Source organism: Rahnella sp. PD12R (genome assembly GCF_019200965.1).
GTDB lineage: Bacteria > Pseudomonadota > Gammaproteobacteria > Enterobacterales > Enterobacteriaceae > Rahnella > Rahnella laticis.
Map to the genome: position 1 here is coordinate 186,053 of NZ_JAHTMS010000002.1, position 18,236 is coordinate 204,288.

Sequence of the window (18,236 nt, forward strand, 5' to 3'; positions counted from 1 at the left end):
GCCGCACGTTAATTAACATGCGAATAACAGAAGCCGCTGTTATTCGCGCTCTTTAATTATCCTGACAAATTTACCGCCGGGTTATTCTATTTCTCCTTCCCTCTGCGCGTTATTTCCTTATATACTCGTTCGCATCTTTCCTTCCGGAAATAACCTTCATATGTCAGTGCGTTCCGCGATTTCACAGTTTATGCATTCACTGCGCTTGCCCGGCAAGCGGGTCAGTGCGTTGCTGTTCGCGTTGTGCTGGCTGCTGTTGAATTCTCAGCTGGCCCTCGCCAGCCATCAGTGCGACATGCGCCCACCGGTGGAAAACACCACGATGTCGCACAACGAATACATGCAAATGCCTGATTCTCCTGAGCATAGGCAAAGCCAGTCAGTGCTGTGTGAAAAGCACTGCGTGCCGGAGAGAACCCAGTCTGACAGCGGAAATGTGCCCATTGTGGCGCTTCCGGTTGTCCCGGCACTCGCCGTCATTACCCTTGATGCCAGCGTGGCGGTCACTACCGCCGACTGGGTAGCGCCACAAGTCACATCCCCGCCTGCTGAAGTTCAGTTCTGCCGATACCGGGAATAGCCCCTGCTGTCAGCGGATGCATCTCCTTGCATCTGAATAATCTTATTTATCTGCCGTAATAACGGCGTTTATCTGATATGACAGTATTGGAGTTATTCCCATGCGTACAATTTTAAATAGTTTTGTCTTTAGTCTTTTCTTTATTTCCGCTTATTCCTTTGCAGAAACGATGCAAATGGACGGCCACACCATGGCGATGGAAAACGTTCAGGCCTATGAATCTGAAGGTGTGATCACGCAGTGGCAATCAGACCGCGTGGGGATTTCTCATCACGCCATTCCTGCCCTTAAATGGCCTGCCATGACCATGAATTTCCGGTTACCGCCGGAAATCGCCGCGAACTCCCTGCCCGCCGGTACGCCGGTGGCGTTCAGCTTTGTCAAAACGGACACGGCTTATCAGTTGCAGACACTGACACCGCTGAAACGCTAACCGGGAGAACACCATGTTGAATTTACCGCGTCACCCCCGGGTGACGTGGCACTGGCTGCTGGCTTTTATGCCGGTCAGCGCCTTTGCCACACCTGTAACTCTTCCGCAGGCGCTGGTGGCCGCGCAGGGATATTCGGCGGAGCTTTCTGCCAGCCGTCATCAGATTAACGCACTGGAAAACCGGGCGGATTCCGCCATGCAGTTACCGGATCCGAAGCTGAAATTCGGGATTGAAAACCTGCCCGTCGGCGGCAGTAACGACCAGCGTTTCACCCGCGAAGGCATGACCATGGAGCGGATTGGCATCATGCAGGATTACGTGAGCAGCAGTAAGCGCGAGCGTAAGGCAGACACATTGCGCGCCGAATCCCGGCAGGCGGCGGCGAATGGCCAGAGCATCCGTGCCCAGCTACAGCGCGACGCGGCGCAGGCCTGGATGGAACTGGCTATCGGCAATGAAACCGTGAAGCAGCTGAAGGCGCTGGTGGATGAAAGCCAGCGGCAGATTGGCGTTCAGCGCGGCGGCGTCAGCAGTGGCAGCGCCCTGCCTGCGTCGGTGCTCGACGCACGTCTTACGCTCATCAGCATGCAGGACAAACTCACCGAAGCCGAACGCGACGTGCAGCTGGCACGCACCCGGCTGAGCCAGCTGACCGGCATCGATCAGCCCGAAATTCTCGGTGCCATTCCGCCGGTCAGCGAACTGCCCGCCGAAGCGACGCAGGCCGACAGCATCAGCCAGCACCCTGAAGTTCTTCAGGCGCGGCGCGAGGCGGAAGTGGCGCAGGCCAAATCATCCGAATCGGCGATTGCCGCACTGCCGGATATCGGCGTTGAAGTCTATTACGGCCGCCGCGCCGACAATTATGACGACCTCGCGGGCGTGATGGTCACCGTGGATTTGCCGCTGTTTACCGCGTCACGTCAGGACAAAGATCACGCCGCCGATCAGTCGATGGCCATGGAAAGCAATGACCGGCTGGCGCAGCTCATCCGCACACATCAGGCGCAACTGACCACGCTGCTGGCGCAATATCAGGCGGCCAGTACCCTGTGGCAGCGGCAGAAAAATGATGTTGTTCCGCTGCAACAACAGCGCGTCAGCGTGATTCAGGCGCAATACCGCGCCGGAAAAAGCAGCCTGAATGACGTGCTGGAAGCCCGCCGCAGCCTGCTCGACAGCCAGATTGCCCAGCGAAATGCCGAACTTGACGTCGCCCGCTATTGGGTCGCCCTGCGCTATCTGGCACCTCAGGAGAACAACTGATGACTACCGTTAAAACTTACGGCCTGCTGGCGCTTTGCGTCGCGGCCGCGCTGGCCGTGGGTTACCAGGCCGGACGCCTTAATGCGCCTGATGAATCAAAAACGGCATCTGCGCCTGCCGGACGAAAAGTGTTGTACTGGTATGACCCGATGACGCCTGATCAGCGTTTTGATAAGCCGGGCAAATCGCCGTTTATGGATATGGATCTGATGCCACGTTACGCGGACGAAGTGGCCGATGACGGCGGTGTGACGGTCAGCGCCCGTCAGCAGCAAAATCTCGGCATGCGCAGCGCGAAAGCTGAGCGCCGCGTTATTTCCTCCCCGCTGAATGTTTACGGCACGGTCACTGCCGACGAACGCAGCCTGCGCACGGTGGCTGCCCGCGCAGGCGGTCTGGTGGAAAAACTCTACGTTGCCGCCAGCCAGCAGCAAGTAAAAAAAGGCCAGAAACTGGCGACGCTGTGGATCCCCGACTGGACCGCCGCGCAGCAGGAATATCTGGCGGTGCGTCAGCTCGGGGACCGCAGCCTGAGCGCCGCCGCCCGCCAGCGTCTGGCACTGCAATTTATGCCTGAGGATATTCTCAGACGCGTCGATAAAACCGGCCAGCCGCAGACGCGCATTGACGTCGTGGCACCGGAAGACGGTTATTTCAGCCAGCTGAGTGTGCGTGAGGGCGCGCAGGTGGCCGCCGCGCAGCCGTTGTTTGAGCTGACCAGCCTGAAACAGGTGTGGATTGTGATGGATTATCCGCCGTCTGCCGCCGGGCAGGTTCAGGTCGGCAGCAAGGTCAGCGGCAACAGCGACAGCCAGCCGGGCGACGTATTTCGCGGCGTGGTCAGTGAATTGCTGCCCGACGCCGACGCCGTCAACCGCACGCTGAAAGCCCGCGTGGTGATTGATAATCCGCAGCAAAAGCTGCGCCCCGGCATGTATCTCACCCTGACGCTGGACGCACCGGCACAAGCGCCGGTGCTGGCAATTCCGCAGGAAGCGCTGATTCAGACCGGCACCCGCAATACCGTGTTGCTCGACGACGGCAACGGGCATTTCACGCCGCAGACGGTCACCGCAGGGGTAACACGCGACGGCTGGACGCAAATCCTTTCCGGCCTCAGCGACGGCCAGTCTGTCGTGACCTCCGGCCAGTTCCTGATTGATTCAGAAGCCAGCCTGCGCAGCGCGCTGCCCGCCGCTGCCGGTGCTGAAACCACGCCAGATGCCCATCAGCACGGGAGCCACTTATGATTGCCACCGTGATCCGCTGGTCGCTGCGCAACCGGCTTCTGGTGCTGCTCGCCGCCATGATGATGGCGGGATGGGGCATCTGGTCTTTGCAAAAGGCCCCGCTCGACGCCCTGCCGGATCTCTCCGACGTACAGGTGATCGTGCGCGTCAGTTATCCGGGCAAAGCGCCGCAAATCATCGAAGATCAGGTCACATATCCGCTGACCACCACTTTGCTGTCGGTGCCCGGCGCGAAAACCGTGCGCGGCTTTTCGATGTTCGGCGATGCCTACGTTTACGTGCTGTTTGATGACGGCACGGATCCGTACTGGGCGCGTTCCCGCGTGCTGGAATATCTCAGCCAGGTGCAGTCCTCGCTGCCGCCGGGCGCAAAAGCGTCGCTGGGGCCGGATGCCACCGGCGTCGGCTGGATTTATGAATACGCGCTGGTCGACAAAACCGGGCAACACAGCCTCGAACAGCTGCGTGCGTTGCAGGACTGGACGTTGCGCTATGATCTGAAAACGGTGCCCAACGTTTCTGAAGTTGCCAGCATCGGCGGCATGGTGCGCCAGTATCAGGTGGTCGCCGACCCGCAGCGGATGCGCGCACGCGACGTGACACATCAGCAACTGGTCAGCGCCCTGCAAAGCGCTAATCAGGAAAGCAGCGGATCGCTGCTGGAAATGGGTGAAGCCGAATACATGGTGCGCACCTCCGGCTACCTGAAAAGTCTGGATGATTTCAACAACGTGGTCGTGGCCGTCAACGGCGGCATTCCGGTGCTGCTGTCTGACGTCGCGACCGTGCGCACCGGCCCGGAACTGCGGCGCGGCGTGGCGGAACTCAACGGTGAAGGCGAAGTGGCGGGCGGCGTTATCGTCATGCGCTCGGGCAAAAATGCGCTGGAAACCCTCAAAGCGGTAAAAGTACGCCTGAACGCCCTCGCCCGCACGCTGCCCGCCGGGGTGGAAATCGTGCCGGTGTATGACCGCCAGCCGCTGATCGAACACGCCGTCGAAACGCTGTCGCACAAACTGGTGGAGGAATTCATCGTCGTGGCGGTGGTCTGCGCGCTGTTTCTGTTCCACTTCCGCTCGGCGCTGGTGGCGATCATTACGCTGCCGCTCGGTATTCTGGGCGCGTTTATCGTCATGCATTATCAGGGGGTCAGCGCCAATATTATGTCGCTCGGCGGCATTGCGATTGCCATCGGTGCCATGGTGGACGCCGCGATCGTGATGATTGAAAACATGCACAAAGTGCTCGAACAATGGCGACACGATCATCCCGGCCAGAAGCCGACATCCGCGGATTACTGGCAGGTTTCCGAACGGGCTGCCATCGAAGTCGGGCCTGCGCTGTTTTGCAGTTTGCTGATCATCACGCTGTCGTTTATTCCGGTGTTTTCGCTCGAAGCGCAGGAAGGCCGGATGTTCTCGCCGCTGGCGTTTACCAAGACCTACGCCATGGCCGTTTCCGCCGGACTTGGGATCACGCTGGTGCCGGTGCTGATGGGCTATTTTATTCGCGGAAAAATCCCGGATGAAAACGCCAGCCCGATCAACCGCTGGCTGATTTCCGCTTACCAGCCGGTGCTTTCTGCGGTGCTGAAACGCCCGAAAACCACGCTGGTGTGCAGCGGCCTGTTTCTGCTGGTGTCACTTTATCCGCTGTCAAAACTGGGTAGCGAATTTATGCCGCCGCTCGACGAAGGCGATTTGCTGTATATGCCGTCCACGCTGCCGGGGATTTCCGCCCGTGAAGCGTCGAGATTATTACAGCAAACAGACCGGCTGATTAAAACCGTGCCGGAAGTCGCCAGCGTGTTTGGCAAGGCCGGACGCGCCGACAGCGCCACCGACCCCGCGCCGCTGACCATGATTGAAACCACGATCCGCTTCAAGCCACGCGACCAGTGGCGGCCCGGCATGACGCCGGACAAACTGGTGACGGAGCTGGATAACGCGGTGAAATTACCGGGCATCGCCAACGTCTGGGTGCCGCCGATCCGTAACCGGCTGGACATGCTGGCCACCGGCATCAAAAGCCCGGTGGGGATTAAGGTGAACGGTAATAACATCGCGCAGATTGAGCAGGTGGCGCAGCAAATCGAACATATCGTGAAGCAGGTTCCCGGCGTGACGTCGGCGCTGGCCGAGCGTCTCGAGGGCGGCCGCTACGTGGATATCGACATCAACCGGCGTGAAGCGGCGCGTTACGGTGTCACGGTTGCCGAATTGCAGTCGCTGGTTTCAACGCTGGTCGGGGGTGAAAATATTGGTGAAACGCTGGAAGGCCGCGAACGCTATCCGATCAACCTGCGTTATCCGCGTGAACTGCGCGACAACGTGCAGGCGCTGCGTGATCTGCCGGTGCTGACCGCGTCCGGCGCGCAGGTGCCGCTGTCGGCGCTGGCTTCGGTCAATGTCACAGATGGCCCGCCGATGCTGAAAAGTGAAAACGCCCGTCTGTCGGACTGGATTTATGTCGATTTGCGCGGACGCGACCTGAAATCTGCGGTGGAGGATATGCAGCAGGCGGTGAATCAGCAGGTGAAATTGCCGGAAGGCGTCACCGTCAGCTGGTCGGGGCAATTTGAGTATCTGGAACGTGCGACGGCAAAACTGAAAATCGTCCTGCCGGTCACGCTTCTCATCATTTTTGTCCTGCTCTATGTCACCTTCAGCAGCGTGCGCGATGCGGCACTGATCATGGCGACGTTGCCTTTTGCGCTGACCGGCGGCATCTGGCTGCTGTATCTGCTTAATTACAATCTCTCCGTCGCCGCCGCCGTCGGCTTTATCGCGCTGGCCGGCGTCGCCGCCGAGTTCGGCGTGATTATGGTGCTGTATCTGAATCAGGCCGTTCAGCGCCAGCAGAAATCCGGCCAATCGCTGACCGAGGAAGAACTCTGTGACGCCATCCACCACGGCGCAGTACTGCGCGTCCGGCCAAAAGCCATGACGGTCGCGACGATAATGGCGGGATTACTGCCCATCATGTGGGGCGGCGGCACCGGTTCAGAGGTGATGCAACGTATCGCTGCGCCGATGATTGGGGGAATGCTGAGTGCGCCGTTGTTATCGATGCTGGTCATACCGGCGGTGTATTTGCTGTTGCACAGGCGCAGAAGTGGGAAAACTTCGGTTTTACACTTGCAGTGAGGCGCTGTCGGCGGATCGAGAAAGTTTCGGTTTCTCAATTGCGGTGATCACCTGACGCACTGCGCCGAAACCGACCAAAGAGGCCCAGGACGGGGCCTCTTTGGAATCTCCGCGTCTTTTTTACTCCGCGCTGTCGCTGGGACGATGGACATGTTCTGGCACATCTGTCTGTGGCGCGAAATCCTGCCGCTGCGCGGTACCTTCCCTACGGGCTTCGAGCCTTGCGGTCTCGAACCCTCGGTCAGCAAAATTTCTGAGCGCGCCATCTCACCATTCAAAAGAATCGATTCTGATGCTTCTTCGTTTTTCTAAATAATGAATGGCATGGCAAGGTTGCGAACTATTAGCCTCTGGCCGCTTTCAAAAATCGCGCCGGAGGGAGAGGTGGAAAACCGCGTATCTTTTCGCGCGGTTTGTAATCCGACTGAAGGGCACCGCGAAGCGGCGGGATTTTGCGGCACTCGCCGGAGTTGCTGAAACAGTGCCAGCCAGCGGTAGCGCGCAGTGAAAGAGCCCGGGGGGCTTGGGGGGTGGCGGCGATATGCCGGCCCCCAAGTCGGTGTGGGCCGACGCCCACGACCTTGAACTTGAACTTGAACTTGAAAGCCACTTCGGGCGGCGAGCCCAATAAACAGAGTTTACGACTCCTCTGTTTGGGCGTTCCTCCCACTCCCGGGTCTCTCAATGACCATTGTCTGCGTCTGACTCAGGCTGATCCCCGCATCGCGTAACATCTTCAGGATCTCATACAACAAATCACTCCGCGTCCCGCTCACAATACGCGGGCTGTTCACGTAGCCGGTCACGCTCAGGATGATGCCGGTCGGACCCAGCTCTTTAAAGCTGACGGACGCCGCAGGCGTATCGAGGATTTGTTCGTGCGCGTTGTAAGCGTCGAGCAGCAAACTACGTACCTGTTCCGGGTCGATGTCGAGCGGGAATGTCAGCGCGATGGTCGCCACGCCCTGCGCATTACCCATAGTGGCGTTACGCACGTTCTGAGAAATGAGCTGGGAGTTCGGCACAATCACGGTGGATTTATCGCTGAGCTGGATTTCAGTCGCACGGACGTTGATCCGGCGGATATCCCCTTCCACACCGCTGATGCTGATTAAGTCGCCCACTTTCACCGGACGTTCAGTCAGCAGGATCAGGCCTGAGATAAAGTTCTTCACAATCTCCTGCAAGCCAAAACCGATACCGACCGACAAGGCGCTCACGATCCACGCCAGTTTGTTCCACTCGATGCCCAGCGACGACAGCGTCAGCAGGATAATCAGCACGTAACCCACGTTGGTGAACAGCGTCACCAGAGAAGCGCGCATCCCGCGATCCATCATAGTTTTCGGCAGGAAATCATTATCCAGCCAGCGGCGGGCGGAACGCAGAATGTACCAGCCAACCACCAGACACAGCACCGCGTTTACCGCGTGCGCCGGAATAATGTTGACCCCTTCGAGACCTTTACCTCCCCAGATATCGACAATTTTCGCCAGCAATTCCAGCGGTGTCGTGGAGCCGAACGTCCCGTTGAGCAGCGCAACCGCGGCAAACAGCAGCAGCGCAGTTTTACCGATGGCCGAGAACAGCGTGGCCGCCAGCGACAGATGGCGATCATTGACGCTCAGGGTGCTTTTGATAATTTTGCCGCTGTGCGTACCCGGCGCGAACAGGCTTTCGAAGAAATCCACCACGAAGTGGATCAGCAGATACAGGCAGCTCAGCACCAGCCCGATCCACAGCAGTTCGAAGGTGACGAAACGCGCCAGCGGGATATAACCAATCACCAGCGCCAGCATGATAACAACAGCGGTAATGCTGATGACCAGATGAATCAGCCCGGCCAGCGTGGAACGGGCCTCGGTTTGCTCGCCGTCGGCTTTCATTTTACGGCGCATTCTGTTGACGCGAACCGGCGCAATCAGGCAGTTGAGCGCCACCAGTAATGCGGCCAGACCGTTACCGAATAACGTCGCGGCGACGCTGGCACCGACCAGGTTATTCAGTTGCTCAATAATGCCGAACAGGAAAATAAAGGTGGCCAGCAAAACCGGGAACGAGGCCAGCGTTTTGGCCAGCGGATCGGCAATGCCCGGCAAGCGCCAGGACGGATGGTTGTTCGAGAGCAGCGCAATCCCCAGCCCGGCAATCAGCGCGGAGAAGTACGTCAGCTCGACTAGCTGTTCGGCGAACTCATTCACCCACGCGGAGGTATCCGGCAGACGGGTAAAGATGTAGCCGATGAGCTGAACGCTGAAACCCAGCGTGAGTGTGGTGCTCAGCGTGGTGAAACAGGCGAGGAAACTGCGGCGGAAGCGGCCCTGCGGCAACCAGCGCGGCAGGATCCAGTTCATCGGTTTATCCAGCACGCGGCGGCCAAAGATGCCCAGTACCAGTGCCAGCAGGAGATATATGCCCGAGCCGGCGCGCCATTCCGGGCTCCACGCCTGCGTCCAGGCATCGCTCACCTGCGAACCAAAATCGCTGAAGCGTGCAGAATCGTCATCGTTAGGGTGGAACAACGGTGCCCAGAAATTCCCGCCCAGAATGCTGCCGGTGTTCAGGGCAATCTGGGTTTTCAGCGCGTCACGTCGCAGGCCGGAAATCTGTGAAGACAGGTTCCGCGCGCCCACGCCGATGGCTTTGGTCTGTTCAATCTGCGTGGTGAGAAGGGTTTTACTGTTGTTGAGTTTATTACGCTGGCTGATCACCTGAGGCGTTTCGGTCAGCGTTCCCGGCGCAGGCGCAGGGCCAAGAACGTCGAGCTGTGCCTGAACCTGCGTCAGATCGGGCGCGAGCGCTGCCGCCAGTTTATCGGCGTCTTCGGCCAGTGCCTGCGCGGCATCGGTCAGGCCGGTGAATTTTTTATCGGTTTTCGCCGAAGAGACCTGCTGTTTCAGCTGATCCAGACGTTTTTGCAATGCCGGCAGCGCGGTGCTGGCGTTAACTTTGACCGGCTGTTCGGTGGCAGATTGACCGGTGCTGTCATCGGCCTGACTCAGCGCAGGCGTTAACAGCAGACATGACAACAATGCCAGTAACAAAAACGGCACTCTAAACATTTTTTGCATAGAAGGATGGTTCCGGGAGCTCGTTATTTTTTACGAAACAAAAGTGTTTTAGATGAACGGCGTAAGAATACCCTTTCCTGTTAAGAAGAATAGTAGGGATTGTCTGTTTATGTTGCCGTCAGGCCGCGCCGGGCTGCACGTTCAGATACGCAGCCCGGCGGGAAATTCAGGGTTTCGCGCCCAGCATCTGGCGCAAGATTGCCGCCGAGTCTGCCGGTTGCAGCGCAAGAATACCGGAATACAGGCTGATGGAAATCTCGCAAACTTTCTCGCGATCGACGTCCGGTTTGGTCAGGTCGCTGAACATCTGCAACTGCTCGCCGTACATGTTGCCCAGCGCCTCACGCACCGGAGCCATCATGGCGATCACGCGTTCGGTACTGACCGCCGCAGGTTGTTCGGTCTGCCCGCTGCCGGTCGCCAGCAGTAAGTCATTCATGGTGTTGAGATCTTTTTGGAACAGCTCCGGCGGCAGAACCTGCGCGGTATTAATGCCGCCGCTGACCTGAGGATACAGGAACTTAAAGCAGCTGCCGTCCTTGCGTGCCTGCAAGGTTTGCATCTCTTCCAGATTCACCTGCATCGCCTCGTTCACGTTGGCATCCGGCGCATGGCTGATGCGCTGCGTGAGCAATACAGAGACCATCGGTTTCACCGTATTAATGGCGTCCTGCTGCGATTTACCTTCTTTACGAAGCTTGAGAATATTGCTGCGGATCTGCGCGTACAGCGTCGGTTCCTGCGCTTTTATCGTGGTGTAAAGCGGCAGTTCAGCCAGCGCCTGATCGACCTTTTGCTCCTCACGGTTACCGGCAAGATGCGGCTTTATCACCGCGCTCCACAGCAGATTGCCACCGATAAACAGCACCAGAAACACGATCACCGCAGGCACGCGGCTTAGCACGCCTTTTTTATGCAGCAGCCCGATCAGTAAGCCTGTTACGACGGCACTGACGCCCCACACCACCCCTTCAGTCCAGTTCATTCCTGTTCCTTTTTATAAACGGTTAAAGGCCGATTTGTGCGACCGCATCACGGCTGGCGTCGGCGCGCTCCTGCCCGTGCAGTTCTTTCAGTTTGCCCTGACGCATTTCCAGCAAACGATCGGCGTGTTCAAAATAGTGATCATCGTGGCTGATTGCCAGCACGGTTTTACCCATATCGCGCAATTGTGGCAGCAGCTCACGGTAGAACGTCCGGCGGAATTGCGGATCCTGATCGGCCGCCCATTCGTCGAGCAGCAGGAAGTCGCGCCCTTCGGCCGCCGCCAGCAGTAAGGCCACGCGTTTTCGCTGCCCGGCAGAAAGCTGAAGGTTGGTCACTTCGTTGCCGGTGAACTGAAGTTTTTCTTTCATGTTCAGGCGTTGCAGCCAGTCTTCCACCAGCAGCGGATCCGGCTTTTTGCCCTGCGGGCCGATAAGCTGGCCGAACAGATGGAAATCGGTAAAGACCGCCGAGAATAGCTGGCGATACTGTTCGGCGTTTTCCGCCGTGACCGGCACACCGTCGAGCAGGATTTGCCCGGAACGCGGCTGATACAGCCCGGTCAGCAGCATCGCCATCGTGGATTTTCCGCTGCCGTTACCGCCAATCAGAAAGACCAGTTCGCCACGGGAAATCCGGAGGTTCAGCGGCCCGATACCAAAACCAGACCCCTCTTCTTTCCCGGCATAGCTGAACGTCAGGTCGCGCAACTCCAGCGTCTGCCAGTTTTTCGCAGCAACCGCAGGCGTGAATGCGTCATTGTGTTCGGCCAGTTTCAGCGCTTTCAGTTTGCCAAAAGCCACCTGCGCGCTGAGCAACGTCGGCAACGCGCCCACGGCCTGCAACATCGGCGTACGCAGGAACAGCAGCGTCAGTGAATAGGTCGCGGCGACGTCCGTATTTGACCAGCCGAGCGTGTTCGCCATGAAAAACACCAGGCCAATCGCGCCCAGCATCATGATATTCGACCAGTTTACGGCGCTGAGATGGAAGGTATCGGCGCGGATAATATGATGGCGGTATTCTTCGGCGTCCTTGCGATAGACGTCGTCAAACAGATGGCGCGCACGTTCGCGGTTCAGCGCCAGCTCTTTGCGCCCTTCTATCACTTTCTGGTAATCCGTTTGCAGCTTGTCTTCGGCGTCACGCACTTTCGCCAGATGGCGGTAAACGTGTGAGACCAGTTTGAAACCGCCAAAAATGGTGATCAGCAGCCAGATAACGGTGACCAGCAGCATTTCCGGGGAAAGCCAGGCCAGATAGCCCGCACAGCCGATGGTCAGTATGATGCCCTGCACCAGTTCCGGTAAACGCACGAAGGCCAGCGTGATATTGCGGATATCGCTGCCGAGGCTGGCGAGCAGTTGCGCGTTACCGATTTGCTCAATGCGTTCGATGTCCGTATCCAGAATACGTTTGATGAATTGCCCGCGCAGGCGGTAGATAAAGTGGTGGCCGAGCACGGTGAGCGCCAGCTGAGAGCCGAGCGTCACAGCCATCAGCAGCAGTAATAATCCGAGAAACTGCGGCAAAACCATCAGGGAACCCTGCGTGGTTTCAATCAGTTTAAGATTGATGAACGCGATCAGGCCGATGCCCAGTACGGCGCTGAGCAGACTCAGCGCCATTACGCCTAAAAACGGCCAGCGATATTGTTTAAATACAACGCGTAACAACTCCATGAATTGGTCTCATTCTGAATGCAGGGGAATAATGCTGCACGCAGTTTAATGACACACCTTGTCATATCAAGAACAATTCTCATTTTAGGCGCGGTTCCGGGCGGATCACCATGCGTTCGAATTTTCCGGCGACCACCAGATAGCCAAACATGCCGAGTAAACCGTGCGCACCCACGAACCACAGCGCGTAATTAAAGGAACCGGTGACGGCGACGATATAGCCAATCACCACCGGCGTGATAATCCCCGCGACGTTGCCCAGGCAGTTGAATACGCCGCCGCTGAGGCCGATCATTTTTTCCGGCGCGGTATCCGACATCACCGCCCAGCCAATCGCCGAAAGCCCTTTGCCGAAGAAGGCCAGCGTCATTAACGCAATCACTGCCGCGTCCGTGGACACAAAATTCGCCATCGCCAGCATGGCGGCAAAAAACATGCCCAGCACGAACGGTGTTTTACGCGCTTTCGACGGGCTGACCCCGCGGCGGATCATGTAATCCGACATCACGCCGCCCAGTACGCCACCGGTGAAACCGCAAATGGCGGGTAACGCCACCACCCAGCCCGCCTGCATCACCGTCATCCCGCGTCCTTTGATCAGGTAAATCGGGAACCAGGTCATGAAGAAATAACTCATCGAGGTGATGCAATATTGCCCGATATAAATGCCCCACAGCGTGCGGCTCTGGAATAATTGCATCACTTCACGGAAGGTGAATTTCTGCCGTGCGGCGCGGCGGTTGAGTTCCAGGTCGACCAGTGCCCCGTTGGCGCGCAAATGCTCCAGCTCTGCCGGTTTTATGTACGGACTGCTGTGCGGTTCTTTATAAAAGGCAAACCACGCAATGCCCGCAATCAGCCCCACCGCGCCCATCCAAAGAAAAACGTGTTCCCAGCCGAGCGCGTGTGTGAGCCACGCCATAATCGGCGTAAAAACGCCAATCGCCATGTATTGCGCCGAATTAAACAGCGAGGTGGCGGTTCCGCGTTCGTTGGTCGGGAACCAGCAGGCGACGATGCGCGCATTGGCCGGAAACGCCGGGGATTCCACCAGCCCGAGCATAAACCGCAGGAAGAACAGCATGATGGCGGCGGAAATCCCGCTGACGCCAAAACAGCCCACGGTGCCCTGCAACATTGTAAACACCGACCACAGCACCAGGCTGCACCCGTAAACACGCCGTGCACCAAACTTATCCAGCAACCAGCCGCCGGGGATCTGACCAATCATGTAAGCCCACGCGAACGCCGAGAACACCATGCCGAGCATCACCGGATCGAGGCTGAGAACCCGTGACACTTCCGTACCGGCTATCGACAGCGTGGCGCGGTCGGCGTAGTTGATCACGGTTATCGCGAAAATCATTCCGAGGACGACATAACGAAAATGGCCCGGTCTGGCACTTTCGCCTGCGGCTTCACGGGTGGCCGTATTTTGGGTATCTGACACATCTGTAGGGGACGTCATGTTTTCTCTCCAGACTTATGAGTGCACTCCCTGCTTTTTGTGACCTGATGCACAAATTTTTGCGTTTGGGCCACGCCATCCAGATCTAAAAAATCCAAATTAATTAACAGAGTAGAAACATCTGACGATACGGTCTAAGTTAAAAAGACAATGGAACAAGTCAAAAATTGAATGATTGAATTAAATCAACTGCGGTGTTTTGTGGCGGTGGCGGAGGAATTGCATTTTGGCCGGGCGGCAAAACGTCTGTTTATGACGCAGCCGCCGCTGAGCCGTCAGATTCAGTTGCTCGAGCACGCGCTCGGCGCACGTCTGCTTGAACGCAGCAACCGGCATGTCAGTCTGACGGCGTCCGGCAGCGCATTTTTGCGCGACGCGCGGATGATCCTTGAATTCACCGGACAGGCGCAGGAGACGGTGAAGCGTGTCGAAAAAGGTGAGATGGGACGCCTGATGATGGGCTTCACGGCGGTCAGCGGTTACTGGCAAATCCCGCAGATTATTGCGCTGGCGACGCAAAAACTTCCCGCCATCACCCTGATCCTGAAAGAAATGGTCTCTTCCGCGCAGCTTCAGGCGCTGGCTGCCCGTACGCTGGATATCGGATTTGTCCGCCAGCCGGTACCGCTGTTCCCGCTGGCCTATCAATGCGTGTTGCGTGAACCATTGTGCGTGGCGCTGCCGCCCGCGTCGCCGCTTGCAGCCAAAGCCCGGCTGCGCGTGCGCGATTTCGCCGGGCTCCCTTTCATCATGTATTCCGCGACTGAGGGAAAATACTTTTACGATTGCGTGGCCGGGCTTTTTGCCGGGGCGAACGTCGTGCCACATTACGTTCAGCATTGCAGCCAGACGCACACTATTCTCGGGCTGGTGCGCGCCGGTGTCGGGCTGGCGATTGTGCCGGACAGCGCACGGCATCTGGGTTTTCCCGGTCTGGAATTCCGCCCGCTCAGCCACCCTGACGCCATCGCTGAAATCTATATGGCCTGGCGACAGGACAGCGATACGCCCGCACTGAGCGCCTTCCGGCAACTGGTCACCGCGCATTCCGCCGCATTCCTAAAACAAAGCCGCAGACAAGAAAAAAGCTGACAGCCTGCCTGACGCTTCCTAAACTGAGCTAATGGATAAAGAACAAGAACTTCGCCGAAGTAAACGTAACGCGCTCGGGCTGCTGCTGATTGCCGCCGCCCTGTTTGTCATCACCCTTTTCCTGCCGCCCAACTTCTGGGTTTCCGGCCTGAAAGCCATTTCCGAAGCCGCGATGGTCGGCGCAATGGCGGACTGGTTCGCCGTGGTGGCGCTGTTTCGCCGCGTCCCGGTGCCGTTTGTGGCGTCCCACACGGCCATTATTCCCAGGAATAAAGACAAAATTGCCGACAATCTGGCGGTGTTTGTGCAGGAAAAATTCCTCGCGCCCGCGACGCTTATCAATCTTATCCGCCAGCACGATCCGGCGCAGATGCTCACGGACTGGCTGAACGCACCGGACAACGCGCAGCGTTTCGCAAAATACGCGGTGAAGATGATCCGCGGTTTTCTCGATGTCACGGACGATCAGCGCATCGCGCAACTTATCCGCCGCGCGCTTTACCGCGTCATCGATAAAATCGATCTTTCAACGTCTATTGCGACCCTGCTGGAAAGCCTGACCAAAGGCGGCCGCCATCAGCAACTGCTGGATCAGGCGATGGATCAGCTGGAAATCCTGCTGGCCAAGGACAGCACGCGGCAGTTTATTTCCGCGCAAATTGTCGGCTGGATGAAACGCGAACATCCGCTGACCGCCAAACTTCTTCCCACCGGCTGGCTGGGGCGAAACGGTGCCGATCTGGTGTCAAACGCGGTGAATTCGGTGCTCGATGATATGGGCAATGACAAAACCCATGCTTTCCGCAAAGGCTTCGACCGTTCGGTACAGAACTTTATCTGGAAGCTGCAAAACGACCCGGAAACCGCGCAGAAAGCCGAAGAGATTAAGCAGTATCTGAAAGATGACGAGAAGCTGAATGTTTACGTGTTGCAGCTGTGGGGCGACATGCGCAACTGGCTGAAAGAAGATCTGGAAAGTGAAGATTCGCGGGTGTTTGCGAAAGTCACCGAATCCGGCCAGTGGCTGGGAAATGCGCTGGCGCAGGACGAGAAACTCCGCAGTTCGCTGAATCAGCAAATGGAAACCATCGCAGAGAAAATGGCACCGGACTTCGCGCAATTCCTGACGCGTCACATCAGCGACACGGTAAAAGGCTGGGATCCGCGGGATATGTCGCGGCAAATCGAGCTGAATATCGGGAAGGATTTACAGTTTATCCGCATCAACGGCACGCTGGTCGGTGCGTTTATCGGGCTGGCGTTGTATCTGCTGTCGCAACTGCCGGCAGCGATCCCGTGGGTGATGGCGCGGGTCTAGCGGCAGAATCAGCGCGTAAAAAAGGCCGGATAACCGGCCTTTTTGCTTTGCGTAACCTTACTTCACAGTTTTACTGAACGCGTCCACGGCCAGAATCGCATTCGCGACATCTTCGGCAGACAGGTTGTGGTTCAGGTTGCCGAGCGTATCGCCCTCGCCGCCTGCCAGTGCACCGATTTTCACCAGACTGGCGAACGATTCGTTTTCCAGATGCATCTCTTTAAGCGTGGTTGGCATTTTGATGGAACGGTAGAAACGCACATAGCGCGCGATTTCTTCGTCCGGACGCTGCTCAAGCACCATCTGCGTCAGCGTGCCGTACGCCACCTTTTCACCGTGCGTCAGGTGGTGAATGTCACCGGAAATCGCCGTGAAGCCGTTATGGATGGCATGCGCCCCCGCCAGACCGGCGTTTTCAAAACCGAGACCGGAGAGCAGCGTGTTGGCCTCCACGACGGCTTCCACCGCCGGTGTCACCAGTTTCTGCTCAACCGCCGTGTACGCGCTGTAACCGTACGTCAGCAACGTTTTCTCACAGGCTTCGGCAATCGCCATACCGGCAATTGTCGGGTCACCGCCGACCATGGATTGCGAATGGGAACGCAACACCGCCTGCGCTTCCACAAAGGTCGCCAGACCGTCGGCAATGCCGGATGCGAACAGACGAACCGGTGCCTGTGCGCAAACGTGGGTATCGACCAGCACCAGATCCGGGTTTTTGTGGTAGAAACGGTAAGATTCAAAAACGCCGTTGTCAGAATAGATCACCGACAGCGCGCTGCACGGCGCATCCGTGGACGCCACGGTCGGCACAATCACCACATTCTGTTTCAGTTCATCGGCAATGGCTTTGACGGTATCAAGTGTTTTACCGCCGCCCAGTCCGACCACGACGTGGGTCCCGGCCTCGCGGGCAATTGCCGCCAGACGGGTAATTTCGCTGGCAGAGGCTTCACCGTTAAAACGTTCGAAATGGAATTCAACCTGGGCTTTTTTCAGCGACGCTTTCACGCGATCGCCGATAATTCCCCAAACGACATCATCAGCTATCAGAAATGATTTCCCGCCTAACGCAGGCAGATAATCACCCAACTCATCCAGAACACCGCTGCCCTGAACGTATTTTCCTGGCGAAGAGAAGATAAATTTACTCATGATAAAAACCTCTTTTCGTTGATAATGATCCGTGGATAACTTCACTGAGGGTACCCCAGCAGGTTGTAAAGCCCAACCCTTTTAATTCACATTAACAGCATGACTCGCAAAGAAATTTTATCTTTCATGAAGTTGAATTTTTCGCCACGCCAGATAGCCACCTGATGAATTAATCACCAAAAATGACTATTCAGATTCGCAATCAAAAACCCCTTCTGAGTTAGGTTTTAACTATTGAATGCATAAACAACACCAACTTTCACTTATCAATCTTTTCAGTAGAATGCATTGCATTGGCAGCACGTCGTAAGCAGTGGTTATAAGCCAGCTCGCTGTTCGCCATCCCGTTAATATTTTTTTGATTAATAAGGAACTGACAGCATGTATAACTTCCAACGTTACAACGCCAAAGAACTGGCCCTGGCCTACATGAGCGGCAAATCACACGATTTCTCGCCACAAGAATTCTTACAACAGTTGAAAGAGATCGAGAGATCCTTCGACGCGGCGCTGAAAAATCCTCAGCAACAACCGCAGAACGGAATGCTGGTGAAGGCGTTTTGATTGCCATCTTGGCCTTCAGCAGTTGAGTACCGTGCGTTACCCTTGCTTTACCCTTTGAAGTATTTTTGCAAGATCCTGTGTCTGGTTCACCTGCAAATGACAGATAAACAGAAAAGTAAGAAAGCAAAAGCCCCGACGAGTCGGGGCTTTTTGTTTTTCTGATCTTTCGATCCTCAAAATCATTCAGGTTGCAGTCAGCAGCACTGCGGCCTGATTGATGAAGGGG

Annotated in this window: 13 protein-coding genes; 8 read left to right on the forward strand and 5 right to left on the reverse strand. The window is 57.1% G+C overall.

All coding sequences use genetic code 11. The features are described 5' to 3' along the window. Nucleotides 1-160: 160 nt before the first annotated feature. From KWG64_RS04810 to KWG64_RS04830, 5 genes are all read left to right on the forward strand, one after another. Nucleotides 161-580, forward strand: a complete 420-nt coding sequence (locus KWG64_RS04810) for a hypothetical protein (RefSeq protein ID WP_218521104.1) — start codon at nucleotides 161-163, stop codon at nucleotides 578-580. Between the two features lie 100 nt (nucleotides 581-680). Next, nucleotides 681-1,013 carry a copper-binding protein gene (locus tag KWG64_RS04815; protein ID WP_218521105.1) on the forward strand — a complete coding sequence of 111 codons (333 nt, stop codon included), beginning with the start codon at nucleotides 681-683 and terminating at the stop codon, nucleotides 1,011-1,013. Between the two features lie 13 nt (nucleotides 1,014-1,026). Then, entirely contained in the window at nucleotides 1,027-2,280 is a 1,254-nt protein-coding gene (locus tag KWG64_RS04820) for a TolC family protein (protein ID WP_218521106.1), read from the forward strand. Then, a complete protein-coding gene (locus KWG64_RS04825; protein ID WP_218521107.1) occupies nucleotides 2,280-3,530 on the forward strand; it encodes an efflux RND transporter periplasmic adaptor subunit in 1,251 nt (416 codons plus the stop codon). Before KWG64_RS04820 ends, KWG64_RS04825 begins: the two co-directional genes overlap by 1 nt. Further along, nucleotides 3,527-6,676 carry an efflux RND transporter permease subunit gene (locus tag KWG64_RS04830; protein ID WP_218521108.1) on the forward strand — a complete coding sequence of 1,050 codons (3,150 nt, stop codon included), beginning with the start codon at nucleotides 3,527-3,529 and terminating at the stop codon, nucleotides 6,674-6,676. Before KWG64_RS04825 ends, KWG64_RS04830 begins: the two co-directional genes overlap by 4 nt. A 638-nt stretch (nucleotides 6,677-7,314) precedes the next feature. Here the strand turns inward: KWG64_RS04830 and KWG64_RS04835 are convergent. From KWG64_RS04835 to KWG64_RS04850, 4 genes are all read right to left on the reverse strand, one after another. Then, nucleotides 7,315-9,747 (reverse strand): DUF3772 domain-containing protein, encoded by a 2,433-nt coding sequence (locus KWG64_RS04835; RefSeq protein ID WP_218521109.1) that lies wholly within the window; start codon nucleotides 9,745-9,747, stop codon nucleotides 7,315-7,317. A gap of 166 nt (nucleotides 9,748-9,913) precedes the next feature. Further along, nucleotides 9,914-10,732 (reverse strand): hypothetical protein, encoded by an 819-nt coding sequence (locus tag KWG64_RS04840; RefSeq protein ID WP_218521110.1) that lies wholly within the window; start codon nucleotides 10,730-10,732, stop codon nucleotides 9,914-9,916. Nucleotides 10,733-10,754: 22 nt separating this feature from the next. Further along, complete coding sequence (locus KWG64_RS04845; RefSeq protein WP_218521111.1) at nucleotides 10,755-12,413, reverse strand: multidrug ABC transporter permease/ATP-binding protein; 1,659 nt, start codon at nucleotides 12,411-12,413, stop codon at nucleotides 10,755-10,757. A 79-nt stretch (nucleotides 12,414-12,492) separates the two neighbouring features. Beyond that, complete coding sequence (locus KWG64_RS04850) at nucleotides 12,493-13,881, reverse strand: MFS transporter (protein WP_255562087.1); 1,389 nt, start codon at nucleotides 13,879-13,881, stop codon at nucleotides 12,493-12,495. A 171-nt stretch (nucleotides 13,882-14,052) separates the two neighbouring features. Between KWG64_RS04850 and KWG64_RS04855 the strand changes: the two genes are divergently transcribed. Both KWG64_RS04855 and KWG64_RS04860 read left to right on the forward strand, forming a co-directional pair. Beyond that, nucleotides 14,053-14,973, forward strand: coding sequence for a LysR family transcriptional regulator (locus KWG64_RS04855; protein WP_195824616.1), 921 nt, complete (start codon nucleotides 14,053-14,055; stop codon nucleotides 14,971-14,973). A 31-nt stretch (nucleotides 14,974-15,004) separates the two neighbouring features. Then, complete coding sequence (locus KWG64_RS04860; RefSeq protein WP_218521112.1) at nucleotides 15,005-16,291, forward strand: DUF445 domain-containing protein; 1,287 nt, start codon at nucleotides 15,005-15,007, stop codon at nucleotides 16,289-16,291. Between the two features lie 57 nt (nucleotides 16,292-16,348). On the opposite strand, the gene KWG64_RS04865 is transcribed toward KWG64_RS04860, so the two are convergent. After that, nucleotides 16,349-17,446, reverse strand: a complete 1,098-nt coding sequence (locus KWG64_RS04865) for a glycerol dehydrogenase (protein WP_218521113.1) — start codon at nucleotides 17,444-17,446, stop codon at nucleotides 16,349-16,351. A gap of 381 nt (nucleotides 17,447-17,827) precedes the next feature. Here KWG64_RS04865 and KWG64_RS04870 point away from each other — a divergent pair, with 381 nt between their 5' ends. Then, a complete protein-coding gene (locus KWG64_RS04870) occupies nucleotides 17,828-18,010 on the forward strand; it encodes a hypothetical protein (protein ID WP_152326042.1) in 183 nt (60 codons plus the stop codon). Nucleotides 18,011-18,236 lie beyond the last annotated feature (226 nt).

Bases quoted from the DNA above. Each gene is read 5' to 3' on its own strand.
- KWG64_RS04810 (WP_218521104.1), top strand. From the start codon at position 161: ATGTCAGTGCGTTCCGCGATTTCACAGTTTATGCATTCACTGCGCTTG.
- KWG64_RS04815 (WP_218521105.1), top strand. From the start codon at position 681: ATGCGTACAATTTTAAATAGTTTTGTCTTTAGTCTTTTCTTTATTTCC.
- KWG64_RS04820 (WP_218521106.1), top strand. From the start codon at position 1,027: ATGTTGAATTTACCGCGTCACCCCCGGGTGACGTGGCACTGGCTGCTG.
- KWG64_RS04825 (WP_218521107.1), top strand. From the start codon at position 2,280: ATGACTACCGTTAAAACTTACGGCCTGCTGGCGCTTTGCGTCGCGGCC.
- KWG64_RS04830 (WP_218521108.1), top strand. From the start codon at position 3,527: ATGATTGCCACCGTGATCCGCTGGTCGCTGCGCAACCGGCTTCTGGTG.
- KWG64_RS04835 (WP_218521109.1), bottom strand. From the start codon at position 9,747: ATGCAAAAAATGTTTAGAGTGCCGTTTTTGTTACTGGCATTGTTGTCA.
- KWG64_RS04840 (WP_218521110.1), bottom strand. From the start codon at position 10,732: ATGAACTGGACTGAAGGGGTGGTGTGGGGCGTCAGTGCCGTCGTAACA.
- KWG64_RS04845 (WP_218521111.1), bottom strand. From the start codon at position 12,413: ATGGAGTTGTTACGCGTTGTATTTAAACAATATCGCTGGCCGTTTTTA.
- KWG64_RS04850 (WP_255562087.1), bottom strand. From the start codon at position 13,881: ATGACGTCCCCTACAGATGTGTCAGATACCCAAAATACGGCCACCCGT.
- KWG64_RS04855 (WP_195824616.1), top strand. From the start codon at position 14,053: ATGATTGAATTAAATCAACTGCGGTGTTTTGTGGCGGTGGCGGAGGAA.
- KWG64_RS04860 (WP_218521112.1), top strand. From the start codon at position 15,005: ATGGATAAAGAACAAGAACTTCGCCGAAGTAAACGTAACGCGCTCGGG.
- KWG64_RS04865 (WP_218521113.1), bottom strand. From the start codon at position 17,446: ATGAGTAAATTTATCTTCTCTTCGCCAGGAAAATACGTTCAGGGCAGC.
- KWG64_RS04870 (WP_152326042.1), top strand. From the start codon at position 17,828: ATGTATAACTTCCAACGTTACAACGCCAAAGAACTGGCCCTGGCCTAC.